The organism is Vibrio sp. SCSIO 43086, from assembly GCF_051132235.1.
Lineage (GTDB): Bacteria > Pseudomonadota > Gammaproteobacteria > Enterobacterales > Vibrionaceae > Vibrio > Vibrio diabolicus.
Map to the genome: position 1 here is coordinate 1,544,873 of NZ_CP072677.1, position 22,642 is coordinate 1,567,514.

Below are 22,642 nucleotides of genomic sequence, written 5' to 3' on the forward strand. Positions count from 1 at the left end.
TTTAATTAACAACAAGTGTGGTGTAGTTGGCGTGTGACTTGCGTAATGCTCTTTGTGAACAGTGCGATACGACACTGCAATAACACATTGAACGAGAAACAAAAGGAAGAGTTATGATCTATGCACAGCCAGGTAGTGAAAATGCCATTGTTAACTTTAAATCGCATTACGATAACTTTATCGGTGGGGAATGGGTAAAACCAACGGGCGGTGAGTACTTTGACAATATCTCACCAATCAACGGACAAGCGTATTGTAAAGTTGCTCGTTCTGGCGAGGCGGATATCAACTTAGCATTGGATGCGGCACACAACATCAGAACTAAATGGGCAAAAACCAGTGTGACTGAACGCTCGAACATCTTGCTGAAAATTGCTGATCGTATTGAGCAGCATTTAGAAGAGTTGGCAGTTGCCGAAACTTGGGAAAACGGCAAACCAGTTCGCGAAACCTTAGCTGCAGACTTACCGCTGGTCGTGGATCATTTCCGTTACTTTGCTGGCTGTATTCGCGCACAAGAAGGCAGTGCGGCGGAGCTGGATGAGCACACCGCAAGCTACCACTTCCCGGAGCCGATTGGCGTTGTTGGTCAAATTATTCCATGGAACTTCCCAATGTTGATGGCGGCTTGGAAACTGGCACCGGCACTTGCGGCAGGTTGTTGCGTGGTATTGAAGCCAGCAGAACAAACGCCAACGTCGATTCTGGTTCTTATGGAAAAGATCGGTGATCTACTGCCACCGGGCGTCATCAACGTTGTTAATGGTTTTGGTTCAGAAGCAGGCCAAGCGTTAGCAACCAGCAACCGCATTGCGAAACTCGCATTTACGGGCTCAACACAAGTTGGCAATCACATTCTAAAATGTGCGGCGGACAACTTGATCCCTTCGACTGTTGAGTTGGGTGGTAAATCTCCAAACATCTACTTCTCAGATGTTTTCGATTACGAAGATGAGTACCTCGACAAGTGTATCGAAGGTACGCTACTTGGCTTCTTCAACCAAGGCGAAGTTTGTACCTGTCCATCTCGCGTGCTGGTTCATGAAGCGATTTACGATAAGTTCGTAGAGAAATTGACGGAACGTGCGCAGTTAATCAAGCAAGGTAATCCGCTCGATACCGATACTCAAGTTGGTGCTCAGGCTTCTCAAGAACAGTTTGATAAGATTTTAAGTTACCTCGAAATCGGTCGTGAAGAAGGCGCAAAAGTGGTCTTTGGTGGTGGCGTATCTGAACAGCCAGAGTCAATCAATCAGGGTTACTACATTCAGCCAACGATGTTGGAAGGCCACAATAAGATGCGTATTTTCCAAGAAGAGATCTTTGGCCCAGTGATTGCTATCACTAAGTTTAAAGATGAAGCGGAAGCATTAGAAATCGCGAACGACACCGAATATGGCTTAGGCGCAGGCGTTTGGACGCGTGATGCGAACGTCGCATATCGTATGGGCCGTAATATCGAAGCTGGTCGAATCTGGATTAACTGTTACCATGCTTACCCTGCACACGCTGCGTTCGGTGGCTATAAAAAGTCAGGTATTGGACGTGAAACACATAAGATGATGCTGGATCACTACCAAAATACGAAAAACCTATTGATTAGCTACAGTGTTGATCCACTAGGCTTCTTCTAAATAAAGTAGTTAACAAAGAAAAAGCAGTACTAACCAAAACCCCGAGCCTTCGGGGTTTTTTATTGCATGGGCTTGCGGCTGGGAGGATGTATATCCGTGAAATTTATATTTTGAACCCATTTATATTGCGTGCTCAGGAACGTTGAATTACGGTCACTTTTCGTTCAAGTAGTTTTTCGACCGCGGTGTTTTGCTTTTCAAGACTAAACTGCTGATCAAAATCCAAGACGCGATTACAAGACTCAAGACTCGCAAACTGGTTTAAACACTCGCTAAGTTCTCTTTTAGAGCTCATTCGAGCCAAACTGCTTTCTGATGAAGAGAGTAGGGTCACTTTGCGGCCATGAAACGTTCCTTGTGGCAGAGCATCACTTTGCTGCGCTTGCTTTACTTCATGAACCGGTAAGTTAGTGTATTTAGATTGGATGTCGTTGGACATAGAGACACCTAAACTCTTAAGTCTAAAGTTTGTGGCATCGGAGCTACCTCAGCAGTGGCGACATGAGCAGACAATAACGACTCCCACGACTCACTTTGCGTCAACAATTCCGCCAAAGCAGTTTCAAAATACTCATAATCCAGTCGCTTAATGTTAATGAGTCGGTTTAAACAGAGTACATGTCGATGATTATCTAAACTAAAGAATAATTGATGCTCAGGCCAGTGATAATTAAAGGCTAGGAAAGAACGATAGAGATCGGAATTAACGATTTGAAGACCAACAATCTCAGCTTCGAGCTGGAGGGTTGTCGATTCAGGATGAAAGATGATATGCACTCTTAGATTATCATCAAACGCTAAGCTTACTTCATTTTCCGTTAGATGCAGTGCAGGCAAGCCTATTTGATGAGCAAACTTTAGCAAAATCTCATCGATAGTTTGGCGTGCTGACATAGGAATAGTCCCTTTTGAAATTTTATCAAGGAAAATATTAGATGTATCTCTTCGTGTTTATCAATATTGGTCGGTTGTTATTATATTTTGGTTTTTAATTTCGGTGAGCTAAATAGAACAGCGATAACAAATGTGCTCTGATGCATATTGTGGTGCTTCTTAGATATTTAAATATCTTTGTTCTCTAATATACCCGCCTAATTGAAAGTGTATTAAGGTGCAGTCACGATGAGTTAAATTAAATCTAATGTTAAATATGTGTTGTTGAAGAATGCGATTTATTGTCCGCTTGTAGTATAAATATAAGTTGATCTTTTATATTTTTACATAAAGAATTGTGTGAAATTAAAATGAACTAAGTCTATAAAATAAGTTTATGGTGTCATAATGAACAATTCTATGTGGGCTGGTTTTGTCGGACTATTCCTACTAAGTGGGTGTAGTCAATCTGTGCCGATTGTAAGGGAAGGTAGCTTTGACACAAAGAGTCAGGCGGCACTCTATGGTTGGGTTTCTGTCGATGGATACTTTCCACCTTCGATTACGTCTCTTGATGTGGAGATATGCAAAGTGATTGAAAATCAGTGCCTTAGGTCTGCATCGCAGCACTACCAAGGCGTTCAATTACCCGTACAGTATTCATTTTTAATTGCACCGATTCAAGCTGGTGACGGAAACATGAAGATAATTGGAAAGCTATACTCGAATGGGGAACTTGTAGCGGAAAAAGAAAAGAACTATTTATTTTCAGTGGAGGGAAAGCAGGAAAATTTGATGCTCGTGCCAAAAAAAAAACCAGATGAAAAGTAATCGGTTACATTTAATTAGACCTTACTAAATTATTAAAAATAAAGATTTGCACTTTCCTGTTGTGAAAGTTTTGTTGTTTTTTACAAACATTAATCACATGGTTTAAGTCATCGGGTCAGTTGTTTTTTAGACTTATACTTGTTGCAAAAATAGCATTCTTTATGATTATATCTCGCTCCTTGAACACGTTGGCTTGGCGTTTTAGGCTATAAAATATACAATTTTAAGATTTTGGAAATTTCAGTTTGTTCGATAAACGATACCATAATCTATTTAATTTTATTCTAATGTATAACAAAAATCCTAAACTTTAATAACGAAAGGATATTTAAGTTTTGGCTAATAATAAACGCTATCTGATAAAAATAATAAAGACGGACAGCAGAGTTTACTAAGATAAACTTTTACCTTTAGGTAAGGGTAATGCTTAGGATATTCGCTAATTATTCGGGGGGTATGGTAAGTGATATGAACTTCTATGCTCTTTTCTTTGCTTCTTTAATTGATATAGCAGTACTTAGAAATAACAACAATCAAAGTATTGCTTTGAAAGTTTCTCAACACTCGTACTGAGAAACTCAAAATAATGAAGGGTAGAAAATGGATGTGTCAGGCCAACTAAACACAGAAAAGGTCGGCTCGAGCTCGCGAAAAATTCGTAGTTTTTCCCGCTATGAAAAATCTGACGAAGTATTTCACTCAGACCAATCTCACATTGTTGTCGTTCACAATGGTCAGCTTCGAGTTCAAACAGGTGATTGCACAATCGATGTTGCGGCAGAAAACGGGGTGTTTCTATCCCAAGGGGATTACTTATTCGAGTACTCGCCCTTAGACGGGGCATACAAAGCGTCGATTATAACCTACGACAACGAACTCGTTAGCCAGTTATTACAAAAGCACAGTGATCTTTTGATGATGCTGCCCAAGGTAGATAAAGTTTGTTCTGGCTTGTTTACTTTTGGTTTGAACATACTCGTAGAGCAAGTGCTTTCCAGCATGCAGACGCTTGAGCAACAGGCGTATCCAGATGCGATCATGTGCCTAAAATATGAAGAGTTACTCATTCTTTTGCTGCACGGCAAAGGGGGCGAATCACTCTATGCGTTGCTGTCACAACAAACTAACCGAACATCGGAACGGTTACGTCGATTTATGGAACAACACTACCTCAAAGAGTGGAAGTTGACTGACTATGCGCAAGAGTTTGGTGCTAGCTTAACGACTTTTAAAGAGCTATTTAATGAGCACTATGGCATTTCTCCAAGAGCTTGGATCAGTGAGCGCCGATTGTTGCACGCTCATAAACTCCTGTTGACGAGCAAGATGAGCATCGTGGATGTGGCGATGGAGGCTGGGTTTTCTAGTCAGTCTTACTTTACGCAGAGTTACCGCCGTCGTTTTGGAACGACGCCAAGCCGTGTACGTTCGGGAGACGATCAAGTAGCTATCGCGAAATGAAATGACTTGGGACTAAAATTTTCTGACTAATTTTGAAAGTCACTCATCAGCGTAAATTCTATTATGCGCCATGTAACAACGAACGATTAAAAATTATTACACCTCTTTCTTTCTGGATCGTTCGAGAGGGGTGCGGAGACGAACATAAATGAAAAAGCAGCATTGGCGACGCCGTTCGCTTTTTCCAGACAGCATTGTGACACAACGGAAAGTGACTGTTTTGCAGAGAGGAGCTCGATATGAAAGTGCTTCTAGATCAACGCAGGATTTCAATGTTGTGCACGTCAATCACCGACAATTGTTGAGTGAAGGCGTCATTAATTATGAACAGTTATCTTTACTTCAGCGCTTGTTGGATAGAAGCGTCGTCGATAGCCTGTGCGCAAGCCAGTTGGTGAAAACGTATCAAAAGCTCGGTGCGTCGCTTGACCGATTCGCCATGCGTTTATTTTTGGAAATTGGGTCGCAGCTCAGTGATAGCCGCACACTCGTGACCTTTGAACAAAGACTGGAATACATCAACGCGCGTCTTGGTTTTCGCTTCAATTTAGCGGCACCAAAAACGTTGATGCTTTGTTTTCATTTATCTCTAAACGAGTGGATTAACCGTCAAGTTGATCAAAGCGCTTTGCATGCCTCCATTAAAGTGGAACAGCTTATCAATCAGCTCGATATTCAAAAGGAATATTGGTCGAAACTATCGGGAGAGGACACCAGTGCGGTGTTTGTACAACAGCAACTCGATTTAATTGAGCGCCAACAGCACCAGTTGAAAGATCAACTCGGGACGTTGAGCGAACAACAGATGCAAGTGATTGAATGTCATCGTTCGTTAATTGAGAAGTGGCAACCGTCCCTAGACGAGCTTAAAGGGTTCGCAGAGTACACTTCTACGACTGCTCAGTTTATCTCTGAGTGGAAAAAGTGGTGTTCGGAAGTTCGACTTGAAGCTCCTGAGCTGAACGAAGTCTGGGATGCATGTGATGTGGTTTACAACGACCAAAATGCGGTTGCGAAAGTATGGCAGTGGTTCAAGAGAATGCAAATTGTTGGCGACATTGATCACTACTATTTTGACACTCAAAGCGGCCAGTGCGGCCAGGCTTGCAATCACCTCAGCCAGATTTAAATAGGGCGTTAAATGTTAGATAAGATGATGAAATCTTTAGCGGAAACGCTAAAGGTAGGGGATTTTATTGCCTCAGAAAATGGCTCTTACAACATCGAGGTTGATCAGTTGTCACTGACCATCAAACAACACGCATCATGGTTTTTATGGGAAGCAGCTTTACCCTTCCAGTTTAAAGAGCATCTAGATTATCAACAAGAACAAGCGTTACAACGTTGCATGCAGCTCTCATTAAAAACAATCCGTGAAGATGGCTGCGTACTAACAGCGAATGATGATCAGCAGCTGATTTTACAAAGCAAAGTGAGGATCGAGGACTGTTCGATTGAGCTGTTCTCTTCTTTGCTTTCTAAGCACGTTAATCTATGTGAGCGTTATATGGCATTATTGGAGCAAGAGCGCGTGAACCACACGATTAATCATAATGTGTGGTTGCCATGATGCGAAAAGTCTTTCCGAACATCAGACGTACTGCCACAAAGATACTGTTGTGTGCTGTGAGCTTTGCTCCGTTGGGATTCGCACAAGCAACAGACTTACACTGGCCCGAACAACCATTCCGATACTATGCAGATAACGACTCATTAAAAGAGTTGTTGAATAACTTTGGCGCAAACTATCGCGTTTCGGTTTCGGTGAGTGACAAAGTTAATGATCGAGTGAGTGGACGTTTTACTCCTGATGATCCGGCTGAGTTCCTCGACTACTTATCGCAAGTCTATAACTTGATGTGGTATTTCGATGGTGCCGTCTTACATGTCTATAAGGCGACAGAAACGCGCTCACGTTTACTCCAATTAGAATTATTGACCGCCAGAGAGCTACGAAGCACGTTAATTTCCACTGGAGTGTGGGATTCGCGCTATGGGTGGAGAGCCGCTGAAAGTAAAGGGTTGGTTTATCTTGCAGGTCCTCCACGTTATGTCGACTTAGTTGTACAAACGGCCGAAGCATTAGAAACGCGCCTGCTGCAGAAATCGAATTCAACCGACGAGTTATTCGTTGAAATAATTCCTTTGAAGTACGCTTCTGCAACGGATAGAGAAATTGCATATCGAGATCAGACCATTACGGTTCCGGGTATCGCCTCGGTTTTAAAGCGAGTCGTGTCTGGTGTTCAAACTCAAGTCACGAGCGCGTCGAGTAAAGAAGTTACCAGTTCAGATAAGCCTGTAAAAAGCAATAAAACCGCCTCAGTTCATGGCGGAGCAACGGTTGAAGCAGAGCCGGGCCTTAATGCGATTATTGTTCGTGATACTCAAGCGCGATTACCGCTCTATCGCAAACTGGTCGCTCAATTGGACCAACCGCAATCAAGAATTGAAGTTGCGTTATCGATTGTCGACATCAGTGCCAACGATTTAAGTCAGTTAGGCGTGGATTGGCGAGCGGGAGTGTCTGTCGGAAATAATCGAATTGTTGATATCAAAACAACAGGGGATGTGAGTTCGGGTGATGTGACTCTCGGCAGCGGACAAAATTTTAAGTCTTTGCTTGATTCAACCAATCTGAATTACCTGTTGGCTCAAATCCGATTATTGGAATCTCAAGGCAGTGCTCAAGTGGTTTCAAGACCAACACTGCTAACCCAAGAAAATGTCGAAGCGGTACTAAACAACAGCAGCACGTTTTACGTCAAGCTGGTTGGTAAAGAGACCGCAGCACTGGAAGAGGTCACGTATGGCACGTTACTGAGAATTGTCCCGCGTATCGTTGGTGACAGGTTTGCTGCCCGACCAGAAATCAATCTGAGCCTTCATCTCGAAGACGGGGCAAAGATTACCGATGGTGGTGTCGACGACCTTCCTTCCGTGCGTAAAACTGAAATCAGCACATTAGCGACGGTGAAACAAGGGCAAAGCTTACTTATCGGTGGTGTGTACCGAGATGAAGTGAGCCATCAGTTACGTAAAGTGCCATTGCTAGGAGACATCCCATATTTAGGTGCATTGTTTAGAAGTAATACCAACACTAAACGCCGCACGGTGCGCATGTTTATTCTAGAACCGCGAATCGTTGTGGATGGTATTGGCGATAGTGTGTTGATTGGTAATGAGTACGATCTGCGACCAAGCATTGGCAAGCTCAACAATATTTCCAACAACAGTGCTGAATTTAAATCGGTCGTCGAAGTGTATAGCTGCACATCAAAGACTCAAGCAGAGCGCTATCAGCAAGACTTATTGTCACAGCAACAGTCGTCTCAATTGACGCAGTGCCAATTGCCGACAGGGCAAAAGGGTTGGCGTGTAAAAGTATTGGAATGCGATGACTCACAAAGTGAGTGTGTGCGTCCATCAGAGGAGCCTTAACCGCGATGCAGCAATGGAAAATTCGTATTTTATCAGGCGTGCATTCCGGAGTTGAAGTCACCTTACCTGAGGGCGCTCTTGTGCTTGGCAGTGACGACTTTATCGCAGATCTCGTGCTGTCTGATGCTGGGGTCGAAGCTAACCATTTCACGTTGGTTTGCCAGCAAGACTCGGTCATTTTACGAGCCTGCAAAGAGGCAAATATTAACGGTGAAAACATCTCTGTTGAAGGTGATGGGATCGAGCTGTCACGCCATGCCGTTGTCTCTGTAGGCGTTGTGAAGTTCGCACTGGGGTACGCAGAAGATGCGTTAATCGTGAGTAACGTCAGCGACGAATCTAGCGAACAGGATACACCTGTTGTTGCTGTACAACGCTCTAGCTGGAAAAAAACAACGCTCATCGCCTTGCTTTGTAGTTTTGTCCCGAGTGTCATTTTTGCTGGTATGTGGTACAGCCAAGCTAACGGAAACAATAATGAGACTGTCACAGAAGCAGAACCCATTGTTTTGGTGCGCAACATCTTAGGCGAGCTCAAACTTAGCGACGTTCGTGTGGAATGGAATGCCGCCGCACGCCAAGCGGTTTTGGAAGGCTATGTTGAAGATCGAACTCAGAAACTCGATCTGCTTGGTCGAATTGATGTACTAGGTATCAATTACAAAAGTGACTTAAGAACGATGGAAGAAATCCGTCGCGGGGTTCGATTTATTTTGCGAAACCTCGGCTATCACCAGGTGAAAGTCGAAAATGGGGATGAGACGGGCACACTGTTACTGACGGGTTATATCGATGATGCCAGCCGCTGGAACCAAGTTGAGCAAATTTTAGAGCGAGACGTACCGGGCCTAGTAGCGTGGAAGGTTGAACTGCAAAGAGCGGGTGCCTACATGGATACGCTAAAAGCCTTATTGACGGATGCAGAGCTACTGAAAAAAGTCCAGTTGGTTACCAGCGGTGATCGCATCGAAGTACGTGGGGAACTTGATGATATCGAAACGACTCGATTTTACGGTGTGACTCGAGACTTCCGAGAACAATATGGTGAAAAACCATATTTAGTTTTGAAATCCATACCTAAGGTGAGTAAAGGCACCAACATCGATTTCCCGTTTCGTAGCGTTAACTTTGGTCAGGTTCCATATGTGATTCTGACCGATAACGTTCGTTACATGGTTGGTGCAAGAACGCCTCAAGGCTACCGCATATCCAGTGTTACGCCTGCTGGCATTGAGCTGGTCAAAGGCGGGCGGGTGATAACAATAGAACTCGGATACGAGGGCGAGACGAACAATGACAAATCTTGAACAAATTTTAAATAACGACAAAAACGGTGCGGAAGTGCACAAGATTAAGAGCAAGCTCTTAGAAGCACAAGCGGTGGTGAAACGTCAGTTGGATTTAGGGTGCTCACCACAGCAGTACCAATTGCTACTCAAACAGTATGAAGCTTACACCGCCGCACATGCGGTCGTTGAATCATACGAAGCGAACTAAAAATACGAGGAAGTCTTATGTCATTTTACGATGCTAGTAACAGTGTAAACCTTGATGATGTTAAAGCTAAGTTAGAAAAACAAGCGAAAGATGCCAACACAGAAGTGACGACTGCCATCAAGAACCTAGAAACAAACGCCGATGATCCATCTAAGCTGGCTGAACTTCAGCACGCGATCAACAAATGGTCTGTTGTTTACAACATCAATGCGACCACCACTCGTGCGATTAAAGATGTGATGCAGTCGATTCTCCAGAAGGTATAAAGCATGGAACGAGAAATGCGCCAATTGCTGGCTGAAATCGCGCTGATGGCAACCGGTATGCATCGTCATCAAGAAGCTAATACGATAGCGGACGGCCTTGAAGCAAGCTCTGGTTCTGAAGAGACCGTGGTGATGATTCGTGCAATGAGCCTTATGAATAAAGGCTTGTACGAAGAGGCTCATCAATTGCTCGAACCACTTTGCAACGCCTATCCAGATCTGATCAGTTTAGCAGCCCTTGCTTCCGCCAAAGCTGGTTTATTGAGCAAAGCGGAAAGTTGGGTAGAACTCGCATCACAGGGAAGCGAAGAAAGCCAAGCATTTGCTGCAAGCTTTTCTCAGGACATTAGGAACCTTGGATGATCGTTGATTCAAGTAATCTAACTCTTCAGCCTCAACCTCTGCGCCAATCGGAGTCGCGCCATTATGAGCGGAGCGATGAAGATAAGATGAGTGTGCTCATGGAGCGTAATGCCAAACAAGCGGAAGCTTCACACGCCTCTCCAAAAGAGACGTTAGAGAAAACAGAAGCGAAACTGGCGGACATCAAAGTGTGGCATGAATCACTAAAAGACGCAGATGTTGTCAGTAAACAAAGCGTCATATCGTCGTTGAATGAAGCGTTCTCCGATCCTCAAGTTAAACGAGAGGCAATGTGGTACGCCTTTTATGAGGCGAAGAGTGCAAAGGGCACCGAACACCCGCAAGCCGATTTATTAAAGGTATTGAAGCAGGAGTTACTAGGGAATTTTTCGGGACAGCTTATTGCCGAGCCACCTGTCGATAAAGCAGCACTTAAAGAAATGTTGGCGCAGCATTTTCCACTTGGTGCCCAGAAAGAACAAGCCTTGTGGCACTGCTGGGCTGAGTTGAAGTCGTTACCTGATATGGCATCAACACTGGACATGGTTCGTGATGAGCTTAGCTTCATGATTCAAAAAAATGCGATGGTGAAAAACATCGTGACTCATAGTCACAAGTTAGATTTGTCTTAGGAGTACATATGATAAACACGCAGTACACCGAGGTGATGCAAACCAACATTGATAAGTTGCAGGATGCACAAGTCGAGGACGGTTTAAGTGAACGTTTCGAGCAAGCCATGTCGGTTCCCGAGGCGAATAATGGCCTGGAGGGCGGTTTGCTCGAAAACATCAGCGAGTTAAAAAATACTATCGATAACGCGAAAAGTAACCTGCAAGACAACATGAAGATGGTGGGTGATGATCCGGCCCAATTACTGCAAATGCAGTGGGCACTGACGCGCATTACTTTTCAAGAAGAGCTGATCGCAAAAACCGTGGGTAAAACCACACAAAACGTAGAAACCTTATTGAAGGCACAATAGTGATGATGAATAAAATGAGAGCGGCTTTCATCATGCTCACGTTGTTTCTGGTGGGTTGTCAGACCGAGCTGTACACCAACGTAACTCAGAAAGAGGGGAATGAGATGTTGTCGATCTTATTATCCGAAGGTGTCGTTGCAACAAAAGAACCTGACAAAGACAACACCGTCAAGTTAATGGTAGACAGTTCTCAAATCGCCTTCGCTGTAGACGCGCTGAAGCGAAAAGGGTATCCAAGAGAGCAGTTTTCTACATTGAAAGAGGTGTTTCCTAAAGACGATTTGATCTCGTCGCCATTAGCAGAACGAGCACGTTTGGTGTACGCGAAATCTCAAGAACTTTCTTCAACCTTATCTCAAATTGATGGCGTGCTGGTGGCACGTGTTCATGTTGTTTTGGAAGATCAAGATCTACGTCCAGGAGAGCGTCCAACGCCTGCATCTGCCTCTGTGTTTATTAAACATGCGGCGGATATTGCGCTTGACTCGTATGTTCCGCAGATCAAATTATTGGTGAACAACAGTATTGAGGGGTTGAATTACGATCGAATCAGCGTAGTGATGGTACCCTCATCAGAGGTACGAGTTGCTACTCAAAACAATCAATTTAAAAGCATTTTGTCGGTTCAGGTCACCAAAGAGACGGCGAATAATTTTGTCGCCATCCTGGTGTTCTTGGTAGCTGCGCTTATCGGTTCAAATATCGCTACTTTTACTTGGTGCCGCAGGAACACAAAGCGTGGTTAAACCAGAAACACCACTCGCGCAGGTACAACATCAATTTAACTACGCGCCTTGCCAATACATCCATAAAAGTTGGATAGAACAGAAACAGCCTTGGTTATTAAATATTGAAGGTTGGAGAGATAACCCCATGTTTAACCAATGGTGCATAAATGAGTGGGCGTTATCTCCAGTTCCAGAGACGGCTTTTAACAAACCTTGCCATAGCTTGGCGTTGCTTCCAGCGGATGCGTTGAATCAACTCGTATTGATGGTGGGCGGAGCTTTACATTGTGTGGCAATGCGAGGTGTTGTTTTAAAACATCCGAAACAGGTTCTGAACAACGTCTTTGGATTGGAAGGTGCTCGGTTCTTGATTCAAAACGGGCCGATGTTGTTATCCAGTTGGCCGCAAGGTTGGCAACATCCGTTGCCTGAATCATTGGATGAGCGGTCTGTTGAAGCAAAAATGCAAGCGCTTGGGTACTCCTGGATAAGGTTTGTTTTAGTTAACTCGCCAGAAGACATTGTTCTGCGTTGGCAATTCAAACTAGAACAGCAGCTCAGCGAGAGTACGGAAATGGCTAGCTGGTTGGCAAAAGATCAGCGAGATCTGGCGTATCGACTCACAAAAAAAATTGCAAAACAGGTTATTCCCCAATGGTTTCATTTGTTGAAATAAAAACAGACAACTTGCAGCTGGCACCTGGCTTAAAGGTGCTGAAAGCGAAAGATTATGCCAGTTATCTTGATTCGCAACACTTAGTTGAAGCCGCGAACTCCAAAGCTGAAAGCATAATTGCTAATGCCCAACAAGCCTACGAAACTGAAAAACAACGTGGTTATCAAGATGGTCTCGCACAAGCCAAGATTGAAAATGCGCAAACGATGGTTGAAACCCTAGCGCGTTGTAATGATTACTATCAGCAAGTCGAAGAAAAAATGACAGGCGTGGTGTTAGAAGCGGTACGTAAGATCATCGATACCTTTGATGATGTCGATACCACGGTGAGCGTCGTGCGAGAAGCGTTGCAATTGGTGAGCAACCAAAAGCAGGTCATTTTACATGTCCATCCAGAGCAGTTTGTTGATGTGAGGGAAAAGGTGGCTGGTGTATTGAGTGATTACCCTGAAGTCGGTTACGTTGACGTGGTAGCAGACGCTCGCTTGAAAAATGGAGGCTGCATTCTGGAAACTGAAGTTGGGATCATCGACGCCAGTATTGATGGACAGTTGCATGCATTAAAGCAAGCGATGGTGAAGCAGCTCAGTGAGCGTAAAATTACGATTCATGAATAAATCTTAAAAACTCAGCACTTGCTGAGTTTTTTCATTTTAATGCCTTTAAACAAAAAAAATCCGACCATTTCTAAAATATTCACCGCCATAAATCCTTAAGAATACACCTAAGAAAGCTGCTTAGTTGATAAGTGTTGCAACCAAGCAGCGCCTCTAAAACAACAAAAATAGGATTATTTAGTCGAATGGCTAATGGATTTATAACTTCTTTACTGACAGATTTTGCCAGCCGCTGCCAACTGGAGTCGCTGGTTTTTGATGAGGATGATTGTTGTCATCTACTCATTGACCAAAACACAGCAATCACAATTCGCGCACAAGAAGATCGCCTGACACTTATTGGGCTGATTTCAGGCGATAAGCCGAGTGATGATGTTTTGCGTCAACATATGAAAGATGCCTTAACGCAAGGCTCTCCAGCGGTATTCTGGGAGGCAGAAACGGGATACATCGGTTTCACACACCTGCACCAGCAACTGTTAACTGCTTCTTTTCTTGATGAATCATTAGCGAATTTCATCGAATGGCTAAAAAGTGCGAACACGCAAAAAGTAATCAATAAAACAACCGAAGTGCCGGTAACGAGTACTACTCATTTTTCCACATTAAGGGTTTAAAACATGATCAGTTTTGGAAGTGTTAGCGCATTGCAGGCTGCCATGCCGCAAGCTCGCAACGAGATACTAAACGAAGGCAAGCTGAGTATTGGTGGCAAAGAATACCAAATCAACGCAGCGACCCAAGAATTTACTCGTACCAATCCTACTAATGGTGCGGTAGCACGATTTTTTGAAGCGACAGGAAAACTGTTTCGCGAAGGCAGCCCACAATCGGTTGCGAAAGCCCTAACAAAAGCCGTATTTGATAATGAGCAAGGCCAAGCTCAGCGTTTACGAGCTGCTTCTTCTGTTGAGCATGGACAAATGTTCTTCAAAGATGGAAACATAAAAACCGCATCAGATGTATTAAATGCATTCGCAAAATTGGATAGCAAAACGGTCCAATCGCACTCTGCTGAGCTAAACCAGTTAGCGGAGCGAGCAATGACAGAATCAATGCTAGAAACCGATTCTGGTAAAAACCTCACATCACTGATTGGCGAAAGTGCAGCGAAGTCACTTGCTGGACGTGTAGTAAAAGACTATGGCGGTGGTGTGTCTGCAGCGCAAAAAAATCCAGCAGGTAGCATCACTCAAATGCAAGCGGTGTTTGATATGGAGGTGATGCATCTTAAATCGGCGCAACGCCATATCGAAGGTCTAGCAAGCACCGATCTAAGCCAAGGTGTATACGCTGAAGGAATGGCAGAGGACGCGTTTAACAAAAGTGGCGTCACCGATAATGTCGAACGAGCTGCGGCGTGGATCATTAATGCTTCTAACTCTAAAGGAAACGATGCCGAAAACATTACGTCTTTACTTAAAGAGTACGCGTCTAATGGTAAAGACTTATTGAATATGGACAATTTAAAAGAGCTACACGCTCGATTGGTACCTGATGTTGAACGTGACTACCGAGGGCCAAATATTTCGGGTGGTACTTTGCCTTCAAGTATTGGCGGTGAGGGGATGCTAAAGCAGCACATTGAAGGATTTTTGAAAGAAAACCCAGTGGCGGATAAAGATCTGGGTAAACACTTGTTTGCAGGAGTCATTGGATATCACGGGTTCACCGATGGAAACGGTCGCATGGGACGCATGCTATACGCGATAGCAGAACTTCGTAACGACTCATTCAATCCTTTGGCTATGAACGCAGAGAACAGCCTTCACGGCATCAAGTAATTTTTCTCTTCTATTCCAATTTTAGAGCGGCGATTGCCGCTCTTTTCTTATTTCTTTATCCAACTTACTCTTCATTTTTCAACCTCGCTAAAACGGCTAATAGCAATAAAATTGAGACGTTTAAATAAAGCTCTTGTGTCTATCACGCAATAAAATCGCTCTTATCCTTATGAGCTTATTTAAATAAGCCGTTATACCCAAGTCGTCTCGCTGCATCAGATATTTCGAGGCTACTTAGGTATATTAAATTAGACAGGACACAACATGGATACAGGAAAGATTAATATGCTTCTCTCTGAACTGGGAGAAGTGCTGAACCTTGAGCGCGTGACAGCGTATGACGATCAAATGTGGTCACTGCATTTTGCTGAAAATAACAGTGTCGATGTTCTGCTTGTGGAGGAAAAAGGCGAGTTGTTGATTTCTAAAAACCTGCACATAGAACAAGAGGATATTACGTTAGACAAACTTCAAGTTTTACTTGAATACAACTTCTTATATCGAGAAACCGGCGGTGTGCAGTTTTGCGTGAATCCAACCACTAAAGATGTGGTTCTTCAGGTTGCCATCGCGGCCGAAAGTGAACTCACCAACATTGCTAACTTGATGATTCAACTGAATGAGCTAGTGGATACTTGGGCTCAGTTATTTCAGAACAATACGGTCGTAGATTTTAGCCAAACAGACGTACACGCATTTATTCAGGTTTAAGGCATCAAACATGGTCAATATTAATACATCACACATGCATTCGTTGAGTCAGTTAACGTCCCATTTGGCGACACAAAATCAAGCTGACGATAAAGAGGTTCGAGCGCATAATGGCAAAGATATTTTTGTTAAAGAAGGGGCGCCTAAAAATAAAAGCGTCAGTGCGCGTATTAGCCACCAGAATAAAGCGAAAGACATTGTGGTGAATCTGCTCACGAAGCAGGGCATTCCTAAAGACGTTGCGAAGCTGATGCTGCAAAATGTGTTGAACGGTGAAAACAAGTTAACGCTTGGTAGCCTGAAAAATCTTGAGAGATTGTCGTCTGGTCCGAGCTCACATTGGCCAGCCGCACAAACGGCGGTCTCTTCTTCTAAAGCGAATAAAACCTCATCGAGTGTAGCGCTGATCAACGAACATAAAGCTAACCTTCAAAAGCTTGGTGATTTTGCCTGTACAGACTTAAATACATTTGGTGTAAAAGGTTCGCAGTTTTATGAAACCAAAGGAAAGCCTAGACTAGAAGCGCTTCACGCGAATCAAGCGCGAATCATGCAAGATCAACGAGCGACTATGTCCGCAAACGGAGTTCAAGCTGCAGCACAAAGAGGAACCGCACCGCAATTAAGCACCCTACAAAACATTGCTAAGGCAGTACAAAACGCGAAAGCCGGCTGCTGTACTACATTTGCCTTTGCTGCCGCTGCTGAGATGATTCAAGGCATGTCAGGCACACCTGAAGGTGAGCCTAAAGTCGAAGTGGTTGCGTTTAAAAAGGGTCATTCAGGTACACACCTTTATGTACTGGTTGGTCGACAAGAGGGGAGTGATATCAAAGATCCATCAACATGGAGTAAGGATGTGAAAATTGTTGACCCTTGGGCCACATCCGCATTCGGTGCACCAATGTTTGGAGATGCGCAACGACCACCTGTTTCGAATATGTTCCCGCCAACAGAAGTCATTTTTGATAGCCATAAACTGGGTTAGTCACTCTGCAAAAGAAGTGAGCAAACACATAATACTAATCTTCTAACCTTTATTGAAAGAGCAGCCCTGAGCTGCTCTTTTTTATTACTCTGGCAACTCATTTTCACAGCGAGATTTCTGCGGAAAACCTCACAATGAAGACGAGAAAGTGATAAAAATAAAGCCATTACCGACATCGTTCAATCTGCAATCGTTGTTCAATAGAGTTATTGAAACAAAAGGAAAAAGTTATGAACACGATTCAACAACTGCTCTTGGAGTTTTGCCAACTCAATGAGTTACCCGAACTGAGTTTTGAAGACAATGAACGTTGTCAGCTACTGGTCGATGATCGCTACATGCTGTATTTCATCGCGACAGATACGGATGATTTAATGTTGTCCGTGACTTTCGGAGGATTAGAAAAGTCGGGCGAACAAAGACTCAAAGGTTTAGAGCTTCTTGCTCATGCTAATTATCAGGGCATCGGTAGTGGCAGCCTTGCACTTGCTTTAGCCCCAAATGGTCGACAGCTTGTCTTAGCGGGACGTAAACCCGTTGAGCACCTAAACACGACGAATCTTACTGCTTGGTTTCATGAGGTTATTGAACAGACTGAATTGTGGCAAGCGCGTTTTGCAATGTTGGATCAAGCGATTCCAACCACCCCTAATCATGAACAAGCTCATGTTCAATCACTTCGTGTGTAGGAGAGAAAAATGGTCAATACAACGCAAAAAATCAGCCAAAGCCCAGTACCTGATCTAGAACAGTTTCGTGCAGTCGCTGCGCAAAAAGATGACCGAGTGATCAGTAAAAGAGGTGAGGTAAAAGAACCTTCAACGTTCCACAAAGGTCACAAGTTTGCTTCTATCCACGAAGGCGTGTTGAGAAGCAAATACACTAAGTTTTTCCAAGAAAACATCAAAACTCACCTTGATTTAAAGCAGGCGTTACTTAAGCAAGAAAAACCTGAGGTTGCGCTGTTGGCTTACTCCCTAGTGAGTCCTTCTGGTTATCGCGGTGAGCCGCTTACTGAGCGCAAAATCTTAGAAGTTGTCAGCTTGTTGGATGAAGTCAAGGTGAGCAGCGATACGTACCAGCAGCTTAAAAATACGTTTGACGCGATCAGCAAAGATCCGCGTATGCAGGTGAGTTTAGAGGCTCAGTACCCGGGGAAAATGGATGGTTTTGGTGCCGAACTGTTACAGATGGGCAAAGAAAAACTGAAAGGTTCTGGCGTTAATGCAGTCATCAACCTAGCTTTGCCTGGCGTAGGGCTATTAATTTCAACAGGACGTGAGCTGCACAAAGCGGCAGTCAATGGCGATGCTGAAGCTTACCACCATCAGCTGGAGCAAATTTCGCAGCTTCCAGGGCGAGACCAACGTCTCTCTATGCCGATGCAACAAACATTGGCTCAAGGTCATGCAATGTTATCAGCTGAAGGTGCAGTTGGGGCAACATTGGGCATGGCGACAGGGAGCTTGGGTACTTTTGGTGTGAGCTCCGTAGCGACAGCGGGTGTTACGCCGATAGCAAAAGAAGCCATTGGTTCGGCTGCCACGACTGGCATCATCAGTGGTGGTGGTTTTGTTGCGAACCAAGCTGGAGCATACGGACTAAATACAGAAGTCAAAGAACAACTCATGCAAGGTGAGATGTCTGGTGTTTTACCAAGGCTTGAAGTTTCTAATGCCAAAGGAGACTTTACCTTCAGCATGCAAGATCCAGCTTCTGTACGCGCATTGATGGCGTACCTTGGCCCTAAAGAGAACACGGCGATGACATCACCTCAAGCGCCTAAAGAAGCACAAGAGATGGAAGCTGCTCGCTTAACGTTGAAAAAGATGTTGGGCTCAGAGCCAGGTGAACACTTAGTCCCTGACGTTGATTCTATCTTGAAGCTAAGTCCAGAAGATGCGCCAAGTAAAACTGAGGCAACTGCTCATAGTGCGTTTAAAAAGCTATTGGGCGAAGATTGGGATTGGCTCATGCCTGCAGTTCGAGCGATCGATAAAGGTGAGGCGAGTCAAATCAATGAAAAGCTGACTTACAAACTGCCACTTGATGCAGAAAATGGACGAGTATACCTTGATAAATGCCCAAACCTGAGTGACGCTCAGTTGGATGCATTAGATAAACTGGGCTCACCAAGTCAATTGCGACTGATGTACTTAGCGGAAGGTTGGGTTTAATTGAAAGTAAGGGAGCATCTGCTCCCTTACCGTATATGGTGTTTTGCTGGATGTTTATCTAGGCGTTAAATTGGCCTACTGATTTCGCTTAAAAAAGCGCTCGGCATTAGCAAATAGAGATTCACAGTGCTTTTTCTGCTTGTCGTAGTCAGCCGAACCTTCTGGCATTGCGTCTAATACTTCTTTTGCGCTGTGGTATTCTTTTACCATCAACTCAAACTTATCTTCATAATTGCTTTTTTTATTCTTTTTTTGAAAGCTATCTCGTTTTTTTCTCATTTTTATTCCTCTAGAGCGTGTTTATTAAAGGTTAATCTAATTAACCTCTACTTTTATAGGAATAACGAAGTCAAAATGGTTTAAATTAAGTCTAAATATTCCATTGTCATCGCGCTGATTAATATATTTCACCGCTAATGACTATTCCTAAATAGTGATGATATATACACGAAGTGGCTATGCAGCGTTATGTCTTATTTTGACGCTTAATGATTGTTTTTATAAGGTTAAATTCCTTATAAACCTATCGATGTAAAGACAGCGCGTTGTGATAACCATGCTAAGAGAGCTAACTCTCGTTCGTATTTAAATCAAAACTGAGGCTATTTAATGGAAGATAAAGAATAAGTTGCTACAGGAGTTGAGTAACGAAATGACTCGAAAGAAAACTAAGAAGAGACTCGAACTAAATATTTCATCAATAGCTCACGGTTAGGAGCTGAGCTCACTATACACCGATTATAAGAAATAGATAGGACTTTCTATTTTTCTTCAGACAAAACCGCCCATGAAGGAAGCTTGCGCGTTGCAAAGCAATACCTAAAGATACAAAGGCATGCGTACATGCCTTTGTATGTGTGCGAGGCACAAATGGCACTATGGTAGGTAGGCGCCGCCACATACTGGATTGTATGTGCCCGTGATATGTCCGCTTTTTTCACTTGCCAAGTAGCTCACGGTGTTTGCTACGTCTTCAGGTGTGGCAATTTTCTGCGTTGGTGTGAACATTCGAATGGTTTCTTTAAACTCTTCAGGAGCACCTTTTGTTGCGTCTGTTTCTACAAGGCCCGGAGCAACGACATTAGACGTAATCCCGAAAGGACCAAGTTCTTGAGCGAGGTATTTACTAAAGCTATCAAGTGCACCTTTTGCACTACCATGAGCAATAAAGCTTGGTGCAGGGGCTTCTGATAAGGTGCTAGAGATAAAAATTAAGCGACCAAACTGGTTGGCTTTCATGTTTTCTACCGCCAATTTTGCCGTTTGATATGCAGCGTGCATTTCGTCATTGAGCTTTTGTGCAAACTCTTCCCACGACTGCTCAGTGAAAGGTTTAGCGGTAAAGCTCATGTTTGCGTTTGAGACAAGAACATCAACGCCACCATGTTCATTTGCGATGCTGTCGAACATTCCTTGTATTTGTGCGTCATCTCGAACGTCAGCTTTTAAAGTGTACGCCTCACCACCGGCGTTTTGAATTTCCTGAGCTAACGCTTCCGCGACCGCAGTACTATTTACGTAGTTGATAAAAACTCGGTAACCATCTGCAGCGAGTGCTTTTGCTGTTGCTGCACCAATTCCACGAGCGCCACCTGTAATTAAAGCATTGCGTTTTGTCATCGTATTTCTCCAAGGTTGAGCCTGACTGTTAAACCAGCTTCTGTCGCAACGTACGCTGATAAGTTAAATTTGTCCGTTAAGCTTGCGTAAGTTCGCTACCACGCTAGAAAGTTGCTGTTTGCTGTTGTCTAGGTCGGCCTCAGCAAGGTTCTGTTGGGCTTCTTGCAGTACTAGCGAAGCGATATTTGCACATGTATCAACGGTGTCTAAAGATTTTTCTGTTAGCACGACTAACTTACTTCGACTATCCGTTGGCGAAGGTTTCCTCTCTGTCCAACCGCGCTTTTCAAGCCCATCAATTGATCGACTGACGCTCGATTTTTCTAAGTACAACAGTTCACAAATCTGACTTTGAGAAAGAGCACCGTTGTTTCGTAACAGCAACACGACACCCCATTGTTCTGCTGTCATATCAATACCAGCATCTTTGAAACGGGTAGTGAGTAATCGGTTAAACAGGCGACTAGCAAGCCCCGTAAGGTGACCGAGAGACTGATGATGGTTGTATTGGGACATGGAAAATTTCACCAAATAACATGAACGAACAATATGGTTGTATACACAACTATATTGGGCGATGTCAAATTCGTTTGAAGAAAATGCTACTAGCTTGTGCTTATCGTTGGGTTGATGTGTCAGATTGAGATGCTAATGAAAATTGGTGAGGTAGCTTCGAAAACTTTGGCCAGTCAAGTTGTTTGCGATTGATGCGCCGAGTTGGGGAGCAGGCTTCAATAAAGGTAGGGGAGTTGCAGTCCTCTCTTTATTTATTCAGTTTAAATGTGTTTTTTTATTTACATTACAAATGGTTAGATTTTCATTCTTTTCATTCTTTTCATTCGAAACACTTTTCTCAAGAAGTTCATGATAAATCAATGAGATTGATCTTTTTAATTGGCAATGATCAAATGTATCTTTACTAAAACTGTACGGTACAGTACAGTTTGTGAAAATCATAAAATGGGTTTCAAACATGAAGAAGAAAGTTATCGCCTTGTCGCTTGTTGTTGGTTCGTTATTTTCTGCTGGCTGTGCCTTATACCAGCCGAATACTGTAATGACGGATAACGCATATGTTCATTCAGACGTTACGGCCATTTCACCTGAGGTTGGGGGGCAAGTAAGCGAAATCTTTGTCAAAGATAACCAGTGGGTAAGAGAAGGAACTCCTTTGTTTGTCATTGATGATGAAGACTTTGTTGCCAACCAAGAAATTGCTCGAGCAGCACTAGATGTTGCGAAATCTGAGCTTACTGCAAATCAAATTAAAACGGATATGCAGTTAATGAAAATTGAGCAGGCGAAGCAAGGTATTCGCCGCGCGAGTGCAAATGCCGAACACCAAGCGGCGGAGTTTCAACGTCTTTCTCGTTTGGTGCAAAAGCAATCTGTGAGCAAAAATCAGTTTGAAGCACAAAAAACGCGATCTATTGAAGCAAGCAGTAATCTTGAAACCGCTAAATTGGGCTTAGCTGCTGAGCAAAAGCAGCTCGACACATTGATGACTGAGAAGTTGCAACTGACAGCACAGCGTAAAAAAGCAGAAGCAAGCTTACGACTGGCTAATATTTCACTGGAAAGAACCACGGTGCGTGCACCATTTGATGGCTATGTGGCAGATAGACAAGTGCAAGTCGGCAAGTTTGTACAACCAGGAATGGGGCTCATCGTGATGGTGCCAGATTATGTTTGGATAGAGGCAAACTTTAAAGAAACACAACTTGAGAACGTTGTGCCTGGGCAAGAGGTTGAAGTGGTATTGGATATGTTTCCAAACCATCCATTGCATGGCCGTGTTTCTTCGATAACCCCGGCGACTGGTGCACAGTTTAGTTTATTGCCACCCCAAAATGCGACAGGCAATTTCGTAAAAGTAGTACAACGTGTACCAGTACGTATCGAGCTAGAGATCCCTCAAGAGTTGAGTCAACGAGTCTATCCGGGGTTGTCTGCAGAAGTATCGATCGAGACCGCGGCACAAGGTTAACTG

The 22,642-nt window shown here is 43.7% G+C and carries 27 protein-coding genes; 22 read left to right on the top strand and 5 right to left on the bottom strand.

What is annotated here, in order from left to right; genetic code table 11:
• The first annotated feature begins 113 nt into the window (after positions 1 to 113).
• On the top strand, positions 114 to 1,634 hold the full coding sequence (gene exaC / locus J8Z23_RS07145) for an acetaldehyde dehydrogenase ExaC (protein ID WP_012841760.1): 1,521 nt from the start codon (positions 114 to 116) through the stop codon (positions 1,632 to 1,634).
• Positions 1,635 to 1,767: 133 nt separating this feature from the next.
• Here the strand turns inward: exaC and exsE2 are convergent, their stop codons facing one another.
• The gene (gene exsE2, locus J8Z23_RS07150; RefSeq protein ID WP_005397379.1) at positions 1,768 to 2,073 is read right to left on the bottom strand and encodes a T3SS regulon translocated regulator ExsE2; all 306 of its coding nucleotides are present in this window, start codon (positions 2,071 to 2,073) and stop codon (positions 1,768 to 1,770) included.
• An 8-nt stretch (positions 2,074 to 2,081) separates the two neighbouring features.
• Complete coding sequence (exsC, locus tag J8Z23_RS07155) at positions 2,082 to 2,528, bottom strand: type III secretion system regulatory chaperone ExsC (protein ID WP_005397386.1); 447 nt, start codon at positions 2,526 to 2,528, stop codon at positions 2,082 to 2,084.
• Positions 2,529 to 2,915: 387 nt separating this feature from the next.
• On the opposite strand from exsC, the gene J8Z23_RS07160 reads away from it, so the two are divergent.
• The 20 genes from J8Z23_RS07160 to J8Z23_RS07255 all read left to right on the top strand — a co-directional run bounded on the left by J8Z23_RS07160 (position 2,916) and on the right by J8Z23_RS07255 (position 19,032).
• Positions 2,916 to 3,338, top strand: a complete 423-nt coding sequence (locus tag J8Z23_RS07160; RefSeq protein WP_434635262.1) for a YscW family type III secretion system pilotin — start codon at positions 2,916 to 2,918, stop codon at positions 3,336 to 3,338.
• 600 nt (positions 3,339 to 3,938) lie between these two features.
• Positions 3,939 to 4,799 carry a helix-turn-helix transcriptional regulator gene (locus J8Z23_RS07165; protein ID WP_006741517.1) on the top strand — a complete coding sequence of 287 codons (861 nt, stop codon included), beginning with the start codon at positions 3,939 to 3,941 and terminating at the stop codon, positions 4,797 to 4,799.
• Positions 4,800 to 4,947: 148 nt separating this feature from the next.
• Positions 4,948 to 5,928 (top strand): T3SS regulon anti-activator ExsD domain-containing protein, encoded by a 981-nt coding sequence (locus J8Z23_RS07170; RefSeq protein ID WP_434635263.1) that lies wholly within the window; start codon positions 4,948 to 4,950, stop codon positions 5,926 to 5,928.
• A 12-nt stretch (positions 5,929 to 5,940) separates the two neighbouring features.
• Positions 5,941 to 6,369: a YscB family type III secretion system chaperone gene (locus tag J8Z23_RS07175; RefSeq protein ID WP_074191269.1), complete on the top strand. Its 429-nt coding sequence runs from the start codon at positions 5,941 to 5,943 to the stop codon at positions 6,367 to 6,369.
• The gene (gene sctC, locus J8Z23_RS07180; RefSeq protein ID WP_152814879.1) at positions 6,366 to 8,240 is read left to right on the top strand and encodes a type III secretion system outer membrane ring subunit SctC; all 1,875 of its coding nucleotides are present in this window, start codon (positions 6,366 to 6,368) and stop codon (positions 8,238 to 8,240) included. Before J8Z23_RS07175 ends, sctC begins: the two co-directional genes overlap by 4 nt.
• A gap of 5 nt (positions 8,241 to 8,245) precedes the next feature.
• Positions 8,246 to 9,547 (top strand): type III secretion system inner membrane ring subunit SctD, encoded by a 1,302-nt coding sequence (gene sctD / locus J8Z23_RS07185; RefSeq protein ID WP_434635264.1) that lies wholly within the window; start codon positions 8,246 to 8,248, stop codon positions 9,545 to 9,547.
• On the top strand, positions 9,534 to 9,737 hold the full coding sequence (locus tag J8Z23_RS07190) for an EscE/YscE/SsaE family type III secretion system needle protein co-chaperone (RefSeq protein WP_012841766.1): 204 nt from the start codon (positions 9,534 to 9,536) through the stop codon (positions 9,735 to 9,737). Before sctD ends, J8Z23_RS07190 begins: the two co-directional genes overlap by 14 nt.
• Positions 9,738 to 9,754: 17 nt before the next feature.
• The gene (gene sctF / locus J8Z23_RS07195) at positions 9,755 to 10,003 is read left to right on the top strand and encodes a type III secretion system needle filament subunit SctF (protein ID WP_005395161.1); all 249 of its coding nucleotides are present in this window, start codon (positions 9,755 to 9,757) and stop codon (positions 10,001 to 10,003) included.
• 3 nt (positions 10,004 to 10,006) lie between these two features.
• On the top strand, positions 10,007 to 10,366 hold the full coding sequence (locus J8Z23_RS07200; protein WP_047009830.1) for a YscG family type III secretion system chaperone: 360 nt from the start codon (positions 10,007 to 10,009) through the stop codon (positions 10,364 to 10,366).
• Positions 10,363 to 10,998, top strand: a complete 636-nt coding sequence (locus J8Z23_RS07205) for a YopR family T3SS polymerization control protein (RefSeq protein ID WP_434635265.1) — start codon at positions 10,363 to 10,365, stop codon at positions 10,996 to 10,998. Before J8Z23_RS07200 ends, J8Z23_RS07205 begins: the two co-directional genes overlap by 4 nt.
• A gap of 8 nt (positions 10,999 to 11,006) precedes the next feature.
• Positions 11,007 to 11,351, top strand: coding sequence for a SctI family type III secretion system inner rod subunit VscI (vscI, locus tag J8Z23_RS07210; protein ID WP_005377202.1), 345 nt, complete (start codon positions 11,007 to 11,009; stop codon positions 11,349 to 11,351).
• Entirely contained in the window at positions 11,351 to 12,097 is a 747-nt protein-coding gene (sctJ, locus tag J8Z23_RS07215; RefSeq protein ID WP_118781028.1) for a type III secretion system inner membrane ring lipoprotein SctJ, read from the top strand. The genes vscI and sctJ overlap by 1 nt, the downstream gene beginning before the upstream one ends.
• Positions 12,090 to 12,755, top strand: a complete 666-nt coding sequence (gene vscK, locus J8Z23_RS07220) for a SctK family type III secretion system sorting platform protein VscK (protein ID WP_114322286.1) — start codon at positions 12,090 to 12,092, stop codon at positions 12,753 to 12,755. Before sctJ ends, vscK begins: the two co-directional genes overlap by 8 nt.
• Positions 12,734 to 13,372 carry an HrpE/YscL family type III secretion apparatus protein gene (locus tag J8Z23_RS07225; RefSeq protein WP_434635266.1) on the top strand — a complete coding sequence of 213 codons (639 nt, stop codon included), beginning with the start codon at positions 12,734 to 12,736 and terminating at the stop codon, positions 13,370 to 13,372. Before vscK ends, J8Z23_RS07225 begins: the two co-directional genes overlap by 22 nt.
• 131 nt (positions 13,373 to 13,503) lie before the next feature.
• Positions 13,504 to 13,989 carry a CesT family type III secretion system chaperone gene (locus tag J8Z23_RS07230; RefSeq protein ID WP_233059801.1) on the top strand — a complete coding sequence of 162 codons (486 nt, stop codon included), beginning with the start codon at positions 13,504 to 13,506 and terminating at the stop codon, positions 13,987 to 13,989.
• A gap of 3 nt (positions 13,990 to 13,992) precedes the next feature.
• The gene (locus J8Z23_RS07235; RefSeq protein WP_434635267.1) at positions 13,993 to 15,156 is read left to right on the top strand and encodes a VopS family T3SS effector adenosine monophosphate-protein transferase; all 1,164 of its coding nucleotides are present in this window, start codon (positions 13,993 to 13,995) and stop codon (positions 15,154 to 15,156) included.
• 264 nt (positions 15,157 to 15,420) lie between these two features.
• The gene (locus J8Z23_RS07240; protein WP_031780449.1) at positions 15,421 to 15,867 is read left to right on the top strand and encodes a type III secretion system chaperone; all 447 of its coding nucleotides are present in this window, start codon (positions 15,421 to 15,423) and stop codon (positions 15,865 to 15,867) included.
• 10 nt (positions 15,868 to 15,877) lie between these two features.
• Positions 15,878 to 16,855, top strand: a complete 978-nt coding sequence (vopR, locus tag J8Z23_RS07245) for a type III secretion system effector VopR (protein ID WP_420666549.1) — start codon at positions 15,878 to 15,880, stop codon at positions 16,853 to 16,855.
• Positions 16,856 to 17,085: 230 nt separating this feature from the next.
• Positions 17,086 to 17,544: a CesT family type III secretion system chaperone gene (locus J8Z23_RS07250; protein WP_237311621.1), complete on the top strand. Its 459-nt coding sequence runs from the start codon at positions 17,086 to 17,088 to the stop codon at positions 17,542 to 17,544.
• Between the two features lie 9 nt (positions 17,545 to 17,553).
• The gene (locus J8Z23_RS07255; RefSeq protein WP_048626456.1) at positions 17,554 to 19,032 is read left to right on the top strand and encodes a hypothetical protein; all 1,479 of its coding nucleotides are present in this window, start codon (positions 17,554 to 17,556) and stop codon (positions 19,030 to 19,032) included.
• A gap of 75 nt (positions 19,033 to 19,107) precedes the next feature.
• Here J8Z23_RS07255 and J8Z23_RS07260 read toward each other — a convergent pair whose 3' ends face one another.
• From J8Z23_RS07260 to J8Z23_RS07270, 3 genes are all read right to left on the bottom strand, one after another.
• The gene (locus J8Z23_RS07260; RefSeq protein WP_005395134.1) at positions 19,108 to 19,311 is read right to left on the bottom strand and encodes a hypothetical protein; all 204 of its coding nucleotides are present in this window, start codon (positions 19,309 to 19,311) and stop codon (positions 19,108 to 19,110) included.
• Positions 19,312 to 19,908: 597 nt separating this feature from the next.
• The gene (locus tag J8Z23_RS07265; RefSeq protein WP_109170228.1) at positions 19,909 to 20,652 is read right to left on the bottom strand and encodes an SDR family NAD(P)-dependent oxidoreductase; all 744 of its coding nucleotides are present in this window, start codon (positions 20,650 to 20,652) and stop codon (positions 19,909 to 19,911) included.
• A 63-nt stretch (positions 20,653 to 20,715) separates the two neighbouring features.
• Entirely contained in the window at positions 20,716 to 21,168 is a 453-nt protein-coding gene (locus tag J8Z23_RS07270; protein ID WP_053807481.1) for a MarR family winged helix-turn-helix transcriptional regulator, read from the bottom strand.
• A 457-nt stretch (positions 21,169 to 21,625) separates the two neighbouring features.
• On the opposite strand from J8Z23_RS07270, the gene J8Z23_RS07275 reads away from it, so the two are divergent.
• Positions 21,626 to 22,639, top strand: coding sequence for an HlyD family secretion protein (locus J8Z23_RS07275; RefSeq protein ID WP_434635268.1), 1,014 nt, complete (start codon positions 21,626 to 21,628; stop codon positions 22,637 to 22,639).
• Positions 22,640 to 22,642 lie beyond the last annotated feature (3 nt).

Excerpts from the sequence above, each read along its gene's own strand:
- J8Z23_RS07250 (WP_237311621.1), top strand. The coding sequence starts at position 17,086 with ATGAACACGATTCAACAACTGCTCTTGGAGTTTTGCCAACTCAATGAG.
- J8Z23_RS07270 (WP_053807481.1), bottom strand. The coding sequence starts at position 21,168 with ATGTCCCAATACAACCATCATCAGTCTCTCGGTCACCTTACGGGGCTT.
- J8Z23_RS07200 (WP_047009830.1), top strand. The coding sequence starts at position 10,007 with ATGGAACGAGAAATGCGCCAATTGCTGGCTGAAATCGCGCTGATGGCA.
- J8Z23_RS07170 (WP_434635263.1), top strand. The coding sequence starts at position 4,948 with ATGAAAAAGCAGCATTGGCGACGCCGTTCGCTTTTTCCAGACAGCATT.
- J8Z23_RS07165 (WP_006741517.1), top strand. The coding sequence starts at position 3,939 with ATGGATGTGTCAGGCCAACTAAACACAGAAAAGGTCGGCTCGAGCTCG.
- J8Z23_RS07225 (WP_434635266.1), top strand. The coding sequence starts at position 12,734 with ATGGTTTCATTTGTTGAAATAAAAACAGACAACTTGCAGCTGGCACCT.
- J8Z23_RS07160 (WP_434635262.1), top strand. The coding sequence starts at position 2,916 with ATGAACAATTCTATGTGGGCTGGTTTTGTCGGACTATTCCTACTAAGT.
- J8Z23_RS07235 (WP_434635267.1), top strand. The coding sequence starts at position 13,993 with ATGATCAGTTTTGGAAGTGTTAGCGCATTGCAGGCTGCCATGCCGCAA.
- vopR (WP_420666549.1), top strand. The coding sequence starts at position 15,878 with ATGGTCAATATTAATACATCACACATGCATTCGTTGAGTCAGTTAACG.
- sctC (WP_152814879.1), top strand. The coding sequence starts at position 6,366 with ATGATGCGAAAAGTCTTTCCGAACATCAGACGTACTGCCACAAAGATA.
- exsE2 (WP_005397379.1), bottom strand. The coding sequence starts at position 2,073 with ATGTCCAACGACATCCAATCTAAATACACTAACTTACCGGTTCATGAA.
- exsC (WP_005397386.1), bottom strand. The coding sequence starts at position 2,528 with ATGTCAGCACGCCAAACTATCGATGAGATTTTGCTAAAGTTTGCTCAT.
- J8Z23_RS07260 (WP_005395134.1), bottom strand. The coding sequence starts at position 19,311 with ATGAGAAAAAAACGAGATAGCTTTCAAAAAAAGAATAAAAAAAGCAAT.
- J8Z23_RS07255 (WP_048626456.1), top strand. The coding sequence starts at position 17,554 with ATGGTCAATACAACGCAAAAAATCAGCCAAAGCCCAGTACCTGATCTA.
- exaC (WP_012841760.1), top strand. The coding sequence starts at position 114 with ATGATCTATGCACAGCCAGGTAGTGAAAATGCCATTGTTAACTTTAAA.
- J8Z23_RS07275 (WP_434635268.1), top strand. The coding sequence starts at position 21,626 with ATGAAGAAGAAAGTTATCGCCTTGTCGCTTGTTGTTGGTTCGTTATTT.
- J8Z23_RS07205 (WP_434635265.1), top strand. The coding sequence starts at position 10,363 with ATGATCGTTGATTCAAGTAATCTAACTCTTCAGCCTCAACCTCTGCGC.
- sctD (WP_434635264.1), top strand. The coding sequence starts at position 8,246 with ATGCAGCAATGGAAAATTCGTATTTTATCAGGCGTGCATTCCGGAGTT.
- vscI (WP_005377202.1), top strand. The coding sequence starts at position 11,007 with ATGATAAACACGCAGTACACCGAGGTGATGCAAACCAACATTGATAAG.
- J8Z23_RS07190 (WP_012841766.1), top strand. The coding sequence starts at position 9,534 with ATGACAAATCTTGAACAAATTTTAAATAACGACAAAAACGGTGCGGAA.
- J8Z23_RS07240 (WP_031780449.1), top strand. The coding sequence starts at position 15,421 with ATGGATACAGGAAAGATTAATATGCTTCTCTCTGAACTGGGAGAAGTG.
- J8Z23_RS07265 (WP_109170228.1), bottom strand. The coding sequence starts at position 20,652 with ATGACAAAACGCAATGCTTTAATTACAGGTGGCGCTCGTGGAATTGGT.
- sctF (WP_005395161.1), top strand. The coding sequence starts at position 9,755 with ATGTCATTTTACGATGCTAGTAACAGTGTAAACCTTGATGATGTTAAA.
- J8Z23_RS07175 (WP_074191269.1), top strand. The coding sequence starts at position 5,941 with ATGTTAGATAAGATGATGAAATCTTTAGCGGAAACGCTAAAGGTAGGG.